This window comes from Brevundimonas sp. TWP1-3 (assembly GCF_049896085.1).
GTDB lineage: Bacteria > Pseudomonadota > Alphaproteobacteria > Caulobacterales > Caulobacteraceae > Brevundimonas.
The window spans coordinates 2,247,771-2,260,888 of sequence record NZ_JAFCTP010000001.1; the positions used below are offsets into that span (position 1 = coordinate 2,247,771).

Annotated in this window: 10 protein-coding genes; 3 read left to right on the forward strand and 7 right to left on the reverse strand. The window is 66.5% G+C overall.

Annotated elements, in window-relative coordinates; translation table 11 throughout:
• The 4 genes from ACP693_RS11155 to metC are packed head-to-tail and all read right to left on the reverse strand — an operon-like array spanning window position 1 to window position 6,066.
• Complete coding sequence (locus ACP693_RS11155) at window positions 1-1,413, reverse strand: FAD-binding oxidoreductase (RefSeq protein ID WP_426016833.1); 1,413 nt, start codon at window positions 1,411-1,413, stop codon at window positions 1-3.
• Window positions 1,414-1,461: 48 nt separating this feature from the next.
• Window positions 1,462-3,543, reverse strand: a complete 2,082-nt coding sequence (locus tag ACP693_RS11160) for a DNA topoisomerase IV subunit B (protein ID WP_426016831.1) — start codon at window positions 3,541-3,543, stop codon at window positions 1,462-1,464.
• Entirely contained in the window at window positions 3,518-4,864 is a 1,347-nt protein-coding gene (locus ACP693_RS11165; RefSeq protein WP_426016829.1) for an O-antigen ligase family protein, read from the reverse strand. Before ACP693_RS11165 ends, ACP693_RS11160 begins: the two co-directional genes overlap by 26 nt.
• Window positions 4,865-4,887: 23 nt before the next feature.
• The gene (gene metC / locus ACP693_RS11170; protein WP_426016827.1) at window positions 4,888-6,066 is read right to left on the reverse strand and encodes a cystathionine beta-lyase; all 1,179 of its coding nucleotides are present in this window, start codon (window positions 6,064-6,066) and stop codon (window positions 4,888-4,890) included.
• Between the two features lie 91 nt (window positions 6,067-6,157).
• Here metC and ACP693_RS11175 point away from each other — a divergent pair, with 91 nt between their 5' ends.
• Both ACP693_RS11175 and ACP693_RS11180 read left to right on the forward strand, forming a co-directional pair.
• Window positions 6,158-7,237, forward strand: coding sequence for an amino acid ABC transporter substrate-binding protein (locus tag ACP693_RS11175; protein WP_426029321.1), 1,080 nt, complete (start codon window positions 6,158-6,160; stop codon window positions 7,235-7,237).
• Between the two features lie 33 nt (window positions 7,238-7,270).
• Window positions 7,271-8,599, forward strand: a complete 1,329-nt coding sequence (locus ACP693_RS11180; RefSeq protein ID WP_426016823.1) for a dicarboxylate/amino acid:cation symporter — start codon at window positions 7,271-7,273, stop codon at window positions 8,597-8,599.
• 3 nt (window positions 8,600-8,602) lie between these two features.
• Here ACP693_RS11180 and sseA read toward each other — a convergent pair whose 3' ends face one another.
• Genes sseA through ACP693_RS11195 form a run of 3 tightly spaced genes read right to left on the reverse strand, consistent with a single transcriptional unit; the run spans window position 8,603 to window position 12,117 of the window.
• Entirely contained in the window at window positions 8,603-9,427 is an 825-nt protein-coding gene (gene sseA, locus ACP693_RS11185; RefSeq protein ID WP_426016821.1) for a 3-mercaptopyruvate sulfurtransferase, read from the reverse strand.
• A complete protein-coding gene (locus ACP693_RS11190; protein WP_426016820.1) occupies window positions 9,424-10,644 on the reverse strand; it encodes a class I SAM-dependent methyltransferase in 1,221 nt (406 codons plus the stop codon). Before ACP693_RS11190 ends, sseA begins: the two co-directional genes overlap by 4 nt.
• Window positions 10,645-10,662: 18 nt before the next feature.
• Window positions 10,663-12,117, reverse strand: coding sequence for a cryptochrome/photolyase family protein (locus ACP693_RS11195; RefSeq protein WP_426016818.1), 1,455 nt, complete (start codon window positions 12,115-12,117; stop codon window positions 10,663-10,665).
• A gap of 112 nt (window positions 12,118-12,229) precedes the next feature.
• Between ACP693_RS11195 and kdsA the strand changes: the two genes are divergently transcribed.
• Entirely contained in the window at window positions 12,230-13,108 is an 879-nt protein-coding gene (gene kdsA, locus ACP693_RS11200; RefSeq protein ID WP_426016816.1) for a 3-deoxy-8-phosphooctulonate synthase, read from the forward strand.
• The last annotated feature ends 10 nt before the right edge of the window (window positions 13,109-13,118 follow it).

The window sequence follows — 13,118 nt, forward strand, 5'->3', positions numbered from 1 at the left end:
TCAGAACAGAACGGCCGGGTTCATGATCCTCTTCGGATCGATGGCGCGACGGATGGCGGCCATGGTCTCGATCTCCAGAGGCGACTTGTAGCGTTTGACCTCTTCGGTCTTCAGGCGGCCCAGGCCGTGTTCGGCGGAGATGGAGCCGTCATAGGTTCCGACAATGTCGTGAACGACTTGCGAGCCTTCCTTCCAGCGCGCGATGAAGGCGGGGATGTCCTGACCCACGCCCGGCAGGATGTCGTAGTGCAGATTGCCGTCGCCGACATGGCCGAAGACCGAGATGCGGGCGCCGGGGTGGAAGCGTTCGACGGCGGCCGAGGCTTCGTCGATGAATTCGGCGATACGGCTGATGGGGACGGAGACATCGTGTTTCCAGCCGCCGCCCTCGGGCTTGAGGGCTGCCGAATGCTCCTCGCGCAGACGCCAGAAGGCGGCGCGCTGGGCGTCATTCTGGGCGATGGCGGCGTCGGTGATCAGGCCTTGTTCGAAGGCGACTTCCAGCAGGGCCTCCATCTGGGCCTCGGCGCCGCCCGGCGTGCCCGACGCGATCTCGATCAGGACGTACCAGTCGGGGGTCGAGTCCAGCGGTTCGCGGGTGTCGGGGATGTTCTTGAGCACCAGTTCCATGCCCAGCCGCTTCATCAGCTCGAAGGCCTCGACCCCACCGCCGGTCTCGGCCTTGGCGCGGGCGAGGAGTTCGACCGAGGCGGCGGCCGTCTCCAGGCCGACGACGGCCACGGCGCGCGAGCGCATGATGGGGAAGAGTTTCAGGGTTGCGGCGGTGACGACGCCCAGGGTGCCCTCGGCGCCGATCAGCAGCTGTTTCAGGTCGTAGCCGGTGTTGTCCTTGCGCAGGCGCTTCAGGCCGCGGAAGATCTCGCCATTGGGCATGACCGCCTCAAGGCCCAGCACCAGGTCGCGCATCATGCCGTAACGGAGCACCTGGGTGCCGCCAGCGTTGGTGGAGATGACGCCGCCGATGGTGGCCGATCCTTCGGCCGCGAGGCTGAGCGGGAAATAGCGGCCGGCGGCCGTCGCCGCCTGCTGCGCCTCCAGCAGGGTCAGACCGGCCTCGACCGTCATGGCGTCGTCCAGGGGAGTGACGTCGCGCACCGCGCGCATCTTGCGGGTGGACAGCAGGACCTCGCCGAAGGGGATCTGGCCGCCGACCAGACCGGTGCCGCCGCCCTGGGGGGTTATGGCGACGCCTTCGCGGGCGCAGATGGCAACCGCCTTCGCCGTCTCCTCGGTCGAACGCGGGGTCAGAAGGATCGGCGTGTTGCCGGTCCAGCGATTGCGCCATTCGGTCAGGGACGGAGCGATGACGTCGGGATCCTGGGTCCAGCCGCCCGGACCCAGCGCGGCCTTCAATTCATCGAGAACGGCGGAGGAGGGGGCGGGCGTCTGCATGCCCCCTTTTGTCAGGCGTCGTCGTTCGGTGGAAGGGCCGCGAGGGCCTCAGACGTCGAGTTCTTCTTTCACGAACTGCGCATTTTCCTGGATGAACTGGAAGCGGGCGTCGGCGCGCTTGCCCATCAGGCGTTCTACCAAGTCCTCAATGTCGGTCTCGGCGTCCGGCACGGTGATCCGGGCCAGGGTCCGCTTCTTGGGGTCCATGGTGGTCTCCTTCAGCTGGGAGGCCATCATCTCGCCCAGGCCCTTGAACCGGCCGATCTCGGTCTTCTTACCCTTGAAGACGGTGGCCAGAAGTTCGTCGCGGTGGGCGTCGTCGCGGGCGTATTCGCTCAAGGGGCCGGCGCTGATGCGATAGAGCGGCGGCAGGGCCATGAAGACCCGGCCCTGGCGGATGGTCTCGGGCATGACGCGATAGAAGAACGTGATCAGCAGGGCCGCGATGTGGGCGCCGTCCACGTCGGCGTCGGTCATGATGACGATCCGCTCGTAGCGCAGGTCGTCAATGTTGAAGCGGTTGCCGGGCTGAACGCCCATGGCCAGGGCCAAGTCGGACAGTTCGATATTCTGGCGCAGCTTGTCCGCCGTCGCGGAGGCGACGTTCAGAATCTTGCCGCGCAGGGGCAGGATGGCCTGGGTCGTGCGGTCACGCGCCTGTTTGGCTGAGCCGCCGGCCGAATCGCCTTCGACGATGAAGAGTTCGGTGCCCTGGGCTGATTGGCGGCTGCAGTCCGACAGCTTGCCGGGCAGGCGCAGCTTGCGGGTGGCGGCGGCGCGTTGGACCTCCTTGTCCTTGCGACGGCGCAGGCGGTCTTCGGCGCGGTCGATGACGAAGCCGAGCAGGGCGTTGGCCTGTTTGGGGCTCTCGGTCAGCCAGTGGTCCAGCGGGTCGCGGAGCAGTTGCTCCACGATGCGCGTGCCCTCGGGCGAGGACAGGCGGTCTTTGGTCTGGCCCTGGAACTCGGGATTACGGATGAAGACGCTGATCAGGGCGCCGGCGTTGGCGATGACGTCCTCGGCCGTGATGATGGCGGCGCGCTTCTCGTTGGTCAGCTCACCGTAGGATTTCAGACCCTTGACCAGGGCGGCGCGGAAGCCGGCCTCGTGCGTGCCGCCGTCGGGGGTAGAGACGGTGTTGCAGTAGGACTGGATGAAGCCGTCGGATTCGCCAAAGCCGATAGGCGACCAGGTGACAGCCCATTCGAAGGCCCCCGCCTCGCCCTGGCGCTCGGCGCGGCCGGCGAAGGTCGGGGTGACGGTGTCCAGTTCGCCGATCCGGTCCACCAGAGCGTCGGCCAGACCGCCAGGGAAGTGCAGGCTGGCCTGGGTCGGGGTGGCGTCGGTGATGCGCTCGGGCGCGCAGGTCCACCGGATTTCCACGCCTCGGAACAGATAGGCCTTGGAGCGGGCCATGCGGAACAGGCGCGCGGGCTTGAAGGCGGCGCCCATGCCGAAGATCTCGTCGTCCGGCTTGAAGCGGATCAGGGTGCCGCGTTTCTTAGACGGGCCGATCTGCTGGATCGGAGCCAGGACGGCGCCGCGGCTGAACGCCTGTTTCCACTCGAAGCCGTCGCGCCAGACGGTGACCTCGACGCTTTCGCTCAGCGCATTGACGACCGAGACGCCGACGCCGTGCAAACCGCCTGAAGTTTCATAGGCTTTGCCCGAGAACTTGCCGCCCGAGTGTAGGACGGTCATGACGACTTCCAGCGCCGACTTGCCGGGGTGTTTGGGGTGGGGATCGACGGGGATGCCGCGGCCGTCGTCGCGGACCGACAGATAGCCTTCGGCATCCAGATCCACGGTGATCAGTTTGGCGTGTTTGGCCACCGCCTCGTCCATGGCATTGTCCAGGACTTCGGCGAACAGGTGGTGCAGGGCGCGCTCGTCGGTGCCGCCGATATACATGCCGGGACGTTTGCGGACGGGCTCCAGCCCCTCCAGCACCTCGATCGAGGAGGCCGAATAGGCGTTGGTGCTGCCGGCCGTCGGCGCAGCGGCTGCGGTCGGGGCAGGAGATGACGCAGGAGCGTGCGGCGCCTCGGGCGGTTTCACCGACACAGGTTTAGGAGGCTCGGGTTTGCGAGCTTCGGGTTCGTCGTCAAAAGCGAAGAGGTCGGCGGCCATTCACATAGTCTGAGGCGATTCGGGAGCGGGTCTGGTAGGCCCGTGAGGCCGGTCGAGCAAGCGGCGCGCGAACAGGGGCCGGATCGAAGGTCACGGCGCGGGCCATGATCGCCAGCATCAGGATCCACGGCAGGTTGGCGTGGGTCAGCAGGACGCTCTCCGACAGGCTCAGCGCCGTGAACACGGTCAGATAGGCGATGCTCCAGTAGCCTTCGCGCGCGCCCAGCCCATTCAGCCGCGCGACGATCAGGATCGCCGAGATCGCCATGACGGCGCCGACCGCCACCGCGCCGGGCCAGCCCAGCTGGACCAGCAGGTCGATCCAGCCGTTGTGGGCCGACGGTACGGGCCACTGGGTCTCGATGCGGATTTCGCGAGCGGGAATGGAATCCACGCCCCAGAAGGCGCTGAAGCCGTAGCCGGTCCAGGGACGCTCGGCGACCTTTCGCATCAGGGCTTCCCAGATCAGGGTGCGGCCGGTCAGGGACGGGTCCTTGCCCAGCGCTTCCAGTATGGCGGCCGAATCGGAGTTCCACAGCCAGGTGGCCGCCGCAGCCGTGATGACGCCCAGCCAGATCCCGGCGACCGTGATCACGGCGCCGCCCTGTTTCAACGTCCACCAGCCGCCGACCATGCCCAGACCAAGGCCCCAGCACAGCAGCGATGTCTTCGATTGGGTGGCGAGCACCAGGAGCGTGGTCAGGCCGAGGGTCAGCAGGCAGACCCAGAAACGGTTGCTGCGTCCGGCGATATGATCGGCGGCCAGGGTTGCTGCGGCCGAAACGGCGCCGACCACCATGACCAGCCCCATCTGGTTCTTCTCGTACCAGAGGCCGCGCCAAAGGCCGGCGTTGTCGAACTGGTGCACGCCCACCTGGGGATAGCCGAACACCATAAGAAGGCTGCCGACAGCCATCACCAGGCCGGTGTACATCAGGACGCGCGGCAGGGCGTCGTCGCGGAAGCGGGCGCCCAGATAGATGGCGAAGGCGCTGTTAATGGCCATGGCGATCACCCGGCGCTCTGTCACGCCGGGATCGATGGACCAGTATTTCGACACGAAACACAGGGCGACCAAGCCGAACATCATCAGCCAGGCCGGCCAAGCCCGAATGACCTTGTCGAAGCGAAACACGATCAGGCCGGCGATGACGGCATAGACGGGCAACCAGATGAACCGCAGGATCGGCGTCTCGACCTGGGTCGGCGCGATGACAGGGGCGATCAGGGCGCCGGTCAGCATGAAGACGACGAAACCGGCCGCCCACTGTTCCCACAGCGGCGGCGAATCATCCGGGGTCTGAACGAGCGGTTCGCGCACGGGCGCACAGTCCTTTGCGTCGCTTAAGAAACCGTGAGTGCGGCGGTGAAGGCGGCGAGGCCACGTTCCAGATCGGCGATCAGGTCGGCGGGGTCTTCCAGACCGATATGGATGCGGATCAGTTCGCCCTCCAGCACGGGCGGATGGTCGCGATAGGCCATCTGATGCGTCTCGTGGGTGATCAGGCTTTCGAACCCGCCCCAGGAATAGCCGAGACCGAACAGGCTGAGGGCGTTCAGCAAGGCCTCGCCCGCCGCCTTGTCGCCGCCCTTCATCACCACGCCCATCAGGGACGCCGCGCCGGTGAAGTCCCGCCGCCACAGATCATGGCCGGTCGAGCCGGGCAGGGGCGGGTAGAAGACGCGGGAAACCTCGGGCTGCGCTTGCAGCCATTCCGCGACGATCAGGCCAGACCTGGCCTGTTCCGCATAGCGCAACGGCAGGGTCCGCAAACCGCGCAGCGCCAGCCAGGCGTCATCGGGCGACACATGCCACCCTAAATCCTCGATGGTGTCGCCGATGGCGCGCAGGCAAGCGGGATGGTTCGAAGCGATACTGCCCATCAGCACGTCGGAATGACCGCCGACATATTTGGTGACGGCCTGTACGCTGACATCCACCTCATGGGCCAGCGGGCGATAGGCTAGGCCGGCGGCCCAGGTATTGTCGACCACCGTCAGGACGCCTCGCGCGCGGCAGGCCTGGGTCACGGCGGCGACATCGACCATTTCGAACGTCAGGGACGACGGCGACTCCATCAGCACCAATCGCGTCCGGTCACCCAAGGCGGCGAGGATGGAGGACGCGTCGGCGTCGGCGGGCAGGAACCGGGTCGTGACGCCCCGAGCGGCCTGATAGCGGCTGAGAAAACGGCGCGTAGGGCCATAGACGGCGTCCGTGGTGATCACCTCGTCGCCCGGCCGTAGCAGGGCCAGCAGGGGAACGGTGACGGCCGCCAGGCCGGACGGGACCAGAAAGGCGTCCTTCGCGCCCTCCAGATCGGCCAGAGCCCGTCGGAGATCGCGCGCCGCACTGGTTCCGCTGAGCCCATAGCTCGGGCCGCCCGTTTCGTCGCGCATGACCGCGGCGGTATCGCTGAGCATGGTCGAAGCGCGCTCAATGGGTGGGTTGACGCCACGACGACCCTGACCCCGATGTGTGGCGGCGGCGATCAGGCGGGTGCGGTCCGAATGCGGCGACATGGCGTTTCCGATGGTTGCGGATCGGGCCCTAAAGGCCTCTAAAGCCAGCGGGGCGCAAGCGGCGAGGGATTGGAACGCGATGCGGTGCTGGATGATCGGAACGATGGCGGTGGTGCTGCTGACGGCCGCGTGCGGACGACAGGACGCCGGTCCGACGCCGGAGACGACCGATGTCGCGCCGACCACGACTACGCCCAGCGCCGTTCCCGAAAGCCCGACCCTGGCGGCGATCAAACGGCGCGGACGCCTGAACTGCGGCGTGCATCAGGGACTGGTCGGGTTCGCCTATACCGACAATCGCGGTCAGTGGCGTGGGTTCGACGTGGACTTCTGCCGCGCTACGGCGGCGGCCGTGCTGGGCGACGCCAATGCCGTGCGGTTCGTGCCCTTGTCAGCGTCGGATCGGTTTGCGGCGCTGAACGACGGCCGGATCGACGTGCTGTGGCGCAACTCGTCCTGGACCATGAGCCGTGACGCGGGCGAGGGGTTTGTCTTCGCCGGCATCAACTATTACGACGGCCAGGGCTTCCTGGTGCGGCGATCGCTGAACCTGAACAGCGCGACCGAGCTGAACGGCGCGCGGGTCTGCGTTCAGTCCGGCTCAACCTCGCAAGTCAACGCCGCCGACTATTTCCGCTCGCGTGGCATTGAATATCGGCCTGTCGTCTTCGAAACCGAAGAGGCGGCGCGCGACGCCTATGGCCGCGAGGATTGCGACGCCTTCAGCGCCGACATCTCCGCTTTGGCCGCCGCCCGGACCGTTCTGACAAGCCCCAACGAACATGTGATCCTGTCGGATGTGGCGTCCAAGGAGCCGCTAGGGCCGGTCGTCAAGGCGGGGGACGAGCGTTGGGCCTCGACCGTTCGCTGGACCCTGAACGCCCTGATGCTGGCCGAGGAGCTGGGGGTGACAAAGGCCAGTGTGGAAGAGCAGTCCAAGGCCGCGACAGACCCGCGCGTGCGCCGTTTGCTCGGCGCCGAGGGCGAGTTCGGACCCATGCTGGGGCTGTCGAACGCCTGGGCCAAGGACGCCGTCGGCGCGGTCGGTAACTATGGCGAGATCTTCGAGCGGAATCTGGGGTCGCAATCGGCGCTCGACCTGGCCCGCGGTTTGAACGCACAATGGAACGCGCGCCCGGCCGGCTTGATCTATGGTCTGCCGATCCGATAAGCGCCGACGTTTGTATCGCTTCCTGGGGGATAGATGACCGAGACGAAACGTGGCGGCCTCGCGCTGCACTGGCTGATGCTGATCGGTTTCGCCGTCGGTCTGGGCGGCGGTCTCATCGTCAATCTGACGTTGGGCGCCGACACGGGCTGGGTCGTCTGGCTGACGGACAACGTCACAGGGCCGCTGGGTCAGATTTTCCTGCGCCTGCTGTTCATGATGGTCATCCCCCTGCTGTTCTCGGCCCTGGTGGTCGGGGTGGCCGAAATGGGCGATCTCAGCTCGCTGGGACGCGCCGGGATCAAGACCCTGGTGCTGACCATACTGGTGTCCAGCATCGCCGTGGTCATCGGCCTGGTCATGGTCAATGTGTTCCAGCCGGGACGGGGCGTCGATCCCCTGCTGGCGCAACAGCTGCTGGAACAAGGTCGTGACGGCGCGGCCGGCATCGTGCGCGGGGCGCCTGAGACCATCCAGCTGGGCGACTTCTTCCTTGAGCTGATCCCGTCGAACGTCTTCACGGCGGCGGCCGAGAACCAGATCCTGCCGGTGATGGTGTTCGCCCTGTTCTTCGGCGTCGGTCTGGTCATGGCCAAGTCGCCCGCGACCGACCGGTTGCAGCAGGTCATCGAGGGCCTGTTCGAAGTCACGATGAAGCTGATCAACCTGTTCATCAAACTGGCCCCGATCGCCATCGCCTGCCTGATGTTCAACCTTGCGGCCCTGTTCGGCTGGGACCTGCTGGTGCGGCTGGCGGCCTATGTGGGCGTCGCCGTGGGCGCCATGGCGATCCACATGTTCGTCGTCTATCCGCTGGTGATCTGGATCCTGGGCGGCCGTTCGCCCATCGTCTTCTTCAAGGGCGTGCGCGAGCCGATGGTGGTGGCCTTCTCGACCGCTTCGTCCAACGCGTCGCTGCCGGTGTCGCTGAAGGCGGCAGAGGAAGAGCTGAAGCTGCCGCGCAAGATCGCGCGTTTCGTGCTGACGGTCGGCGCCACCGCCAACCAGAACGGCACGGCCCTGTTCGAAGGGGTGACGGTCCTGTTCCTGGCCCAGTTCTTCGGCGTCGATCTGACGATCACCCAGCAGGTCATCGTCATGCTGGTCTGCATACTGGGCGGGATCGGCACGGCTGGCGTGCCGGCCGGTTCTCTGCCGGTCGTGGCGATGATCCTGGTGATGGTGAAGGTGCCGCCCGAAGGGATCGGCCTGATCCTGGGCGTGGATCGCTTCCTGGACATGTGCCGCACGACGCTGAACGTCACCGGCGACCTGGTGCTGGCGACCGTGGTGTCGCGTGGCGAAGAGGACGACGCTGTCGAAGCCGACGAAGCCGATGCCGTGCCGGTCGCGCCGCCGGCCTGAGGTTCAGCCTGTCTCGACCGGGGTGTCCTCGCGGGCGCCCCATTCGGACCAGGACCCGTCGTAGAGGCGTGACGAGCGACCCAGCTCGGCCAGGCCCAGGGTCAGGATGGCGGCGGTGACCCCGGAGCCACAGGTGGTGACGATGGGCCGGTCTATGTCCACGCCGGCGTCGGTGAAGGTCTGCTCCAGCGCCGAACCGCGCTTCATCGTGCCGTCCTCGTTCAGCAGGCGACCGTAGGGCAGGTTGAGCGCGCCCGGCATATGACCGCTGCGCACGCCGGGCCGGGGTTCGGCCGCCTGGCCATTGAACCGAGCGGCGCCACGCGCATCGACGACCTGCACGCCTTGGGCCAAGGCGCCGCGGACGTCATCAATCGAGGCGACTGCCTCGCCAGGATCCGCGGCTTCGAAGTGGGTCGCGACGGCTTCCGCTTCGCCAGTCTGCACAGAGAGGCCCTCCGCCAGCCAACGCGGAAGGCCGCCGTCGAGCACCTGAAAGTGTTTGGCGCCCATGATCGTCAACATCCACCAGACGCGAGCCGCCGAGAACAGGCCGGTCGTGTCATAGACGACGATCCGGTCGTCGGTCCCGATGCCGAGGGCGCCGACCGACGCTGCGAACGATCGCGGCGACGGCATCATGTGGGGCAGGAGGCTGTCGCGGTCGGACACGGCGTCCAGATCGAAGAAGACGGCGCCGGGGATATGGGCCTGTTCGAACTCAGAGCGGGCGTCCCGGCCGTCCAGATGCCAGCTGCCGTCCACGATGCGCAGGCCGGGTTCCCCGAGGCGGGCAGCCAAATCTTCGGTGGAGATCAGAAAGCTCATGGTCGGGACAGGGCCAGTTGGATGACATCGGTGCGGCCGGAGCGGAAGCCGGCCTCGCAATAGGCCAGATAGAAGCGCCATAGTCGCCGGAAACGCTCGTCGAAACCGGGAATCCTGCTGATCTCGGACCAACTCGCCTGGAAGCGCTCGTCCCACCGTTTCAGGGTGGAGGCGTAGTCGAGACCGAACCTTTCGACGGCCTGCCATGACAGGCCCGCCGCCGTGGTGACGGGCGCCAATCGCTCCTCCGACGGCAGCATGCCGCCGGGGAAGACGTACTTCTGAATGAAGTCGGTGCGGGCGTTGTATTCCTCAAACAGGGCGTCTTGAATTGTGATGATCTGCAGCCCCGCCACGCCGCCCGGCTTGAGGACATCGCGGACCTTGTCGAAATAGGCGGGCCAGTATTCCTTTCCGACCGCCTCGAACATCTCGATGGAGGCGACGCGGTCGAACTGGCCCTGGACGTCGCGATAGTCGACCAACTCGACCCTGGCTTTTTCGGTTAGCCCCGCATTGAAAAGCCTTTGCTGGGCGAAGTCGTGCTGCTCCTTGGAGATGGTGATGCCGGTGACGTTCGCGCCGATCTCGCGCGCCGCAAACTCGGCGAAACCGCCCCAGCCGCAGCCGATTTCCAGGACCGACATGCCGGGTTTCAGGTCCATCATCCGGGCCAGGCTGGCGTATTTCTCGCGCTGCCCGGCCTCCAGCGTCTCGTCCTCGCGACTGAAGCGCGCCGACGAATAGGTCATCGAGGCGTCCAGCCAGTTCAGATAGAAGGCGTTGCCCAGGTCGTAGTGGGCGTGGATGTTCTTCCTGGAGCCCGTGCGGCTGTTGCGGTTGCTGCGATGCGCCAGCCAGTTGACGGCCATCATCAGCCAGTTGCCGTCGAACAGGCGGCGGATATGGTCGTAGTTGTCGACCAGGGTCTCCAGCAGGGCGGCCAGATGCGGGCTGTCCCATTCGCCGGCCATATAGCCCTCGGCGAACCCGATGTCGCCGGCGGCCAGGACACGGCGCGCGAAGCTGTAATCCTTGACGTGCATCACGCCGCTGGGGCCGGGCTGTTCGCCTTCCACCACATGGGCCTCGCCATTCGGCAGATGCACGGTCAGGCGTCCGTAGGTCCAGTTGGAGGCGAGCAGGCGCAGCAGCATCGCAAAGACGCGGGGCGTGCGGGCGGCGGCGGCCTCCAGATCGGTCGTGGCGAGACTCATGATGAACCTTTCTTTGCGTCAATCACGGTCGGTCGTGTCGTCGCCGCGTCCCGACACCGTCTTGAGGGCGTCGAGGGCGCGAGCACGGGCTTGGCCATGATCCAAGATGGGGTGGGGATAGTCTTTGCCAAGCCTGACGCCGGCGTCGCGCAACACCTCGACCGGGGCGGTCCAGGGCGCATGAAGCCAGCGGTCGGGCAGAGCGCGCAGTTCGGGAACCCAGCGGCGGACATAGCCGCCCTTGGCGTCGAACTTCTCGCCTTGGGCGATGGGATTGAAGATGCGGAAATAAGGGGCGGCGTCGGCCCCGGACCCGGCGACCCACTGCCAGTTCTGCACATTGCTGGCCAGATCGGCGTCGACCAGCGTGTCCCAGAACCAGGCCTCGCCCTCGCGCCAGTCGATCAACAGATGTTTGACCAGGAAGGAGGCGACCACCATCCGCACGCGATTGTGCATCCAGCCGGTCGCCCAGAGTTGGCGCATCCCGGCATCGACCAGGGGGTAGCCGGTTCGGCCGCGCTTCCAGGCCTCCAGCCCCTTGGGATCGTCACGCCAGGGCATGGCGTCGAATTCGGGCCGGAAGGCGCGGTCGGGCATGGTCGGGAAATGGTGGAGCAGGTGGGCGGAAAAATCGCGCCAACCGATCTCGGCGACGAACTTTTCCGCCTCGGCGGCGGGGACCTTGCCTGCTGCGGCCGCATCACGCGCACGTTCGACGGCGCGCCATGGACTGATCTCGCCCCAATGCAGGTGCGGTGAGAGGCGGCTGGTTGCGGGACGGTCAGGATGGTCGCGGCCGACCGCGTAAGCCTTCAGCCCGTGGGCAAGGAAGTCGGACAGAGCGGTCGAGGCGCCGTCTTCGCCCGGCGTCCAGTCGAAGCCTTTGGACCAGTCCGGCTCCGTCGGATGCAGTTTCCAGTCGTTGATCGACTCGCTCTCGATGGCAATCGGGGTGTCGATCGCGCGCGGGCCTGTCGTGTGGGCGGGCGGTTCGGCCTGGGCCAGCAGTGCCTTCAGGAACGGCGTGAAGACCTTATAGGGGCCGCCCGTGCCGTTCAGCATCGCGCCGGGGCGACACAGCAGCGATCCGTTGAAGCCTCGGCAATCGACGGCGTCGGCTTTCAGCGCATGGGCGATCTCGGCGTCGCGCTCAAACGCCTGCGGTTCGAACAGCCGGTTCATGAAGACGGCGTCGGCATTGGTCTCCTGGATCAGCTTCTGAAGTTGCGTCAGCGAATCGCCGCTTCGCAAAATCAACCGCGAACCCCGCGCCTGTAGCGACGCGTCGAGCGCCCGGAGCGACTTGTCGAGCCACCACAGCGACGCCGCGCCGGTCTGGCGATCCGGATTTCGATCCAGGATGAAGACCGGCAGGATCGGCCGTCCCGTCTCGGCGGCATGGTTCAGGGCGGGGTTGTCGTGCAGGCGCAGGTCGCGGCGGAACCAGAGGATGACAGGCTTGGTGGCCACGCGGGCGAACTCCGTGATAACTTGCACTCAACCGTTCAGAGCGCCACCTGATGGCCCAATAGCTGCGGCAAACGCCGCCTCTACAACACTCGAACTTCGAAAGAGCCGCCTCGTGAGCCGACCCAACGCAGTCATTACGTTGTCCGAAGGTCTTCGGACGCCTGTCGTCATCGGCGGCGGCGCCAGAATCGCCTTTATCGCCGGTCCCTGCCAGATGGAAAGCCGCCAGCACGCGCTGGAAACGGCCCATGCGCTGAAGGAAATCGGCGAACGGCTGAATGTAAGCATCATCTACAAGACCAGTTTCGACAAGGCGAACCGCACCAGCGCGAGCGCGGCGCGCGGGATCGGGCTGAAGGACGCCATGCCGATCTTTGCAGAAATCCGCGAGGTCACAGGCCTGCCGACCCTGACCGACGTCCACTCCGAGGCCCAGTGCGGCCCGGTGGGCGAGGTGGTCGATGTGCTGCAGATCCCGGCCTTCCTCAGCCGTCAGACCGACCTGCTGCTGGCCGCCGCTGCGACCGGCAAGGCGATCAATATCAAGAAGGGCCAGTTCCTGGCCCCCTGGGACATGAAGAACGTCATCGCCAAGGTGGTCGGCGCGGGCAATCCCAACGTCATGGCCTGCGAGCGGGGCGCCAGCTTCGGCTACAACACCCTGGTCAGCGACATGCGGGCGCTTCCGGTGCTGCGCGAAATCGGATGCCCCGTCGTGTTCGACGCGACCCACAGCGTTCAGCAGCCGGGCGGGCAGGGCACGTCCTCGGGCGGTCAGCGCGAGTTCGTGCCGGTTCTGGCGCGCGCCGCCGTCTCGGTCGGCGTGGACGCGGTCTTCGTGGAAACCCACCCGGACCCGGACAATGCCCCGTCAGACGGCCCCAACATGGTGCCGCTGGACCAGTTCGAGGCCCTTGCCGCGCAACTGATCGCCTTCGACGACCTGGCCATCAAGATCGGGGCCAAGGCGCCGGTGGCGCAGGCCGCCTGAATCCTCTAGG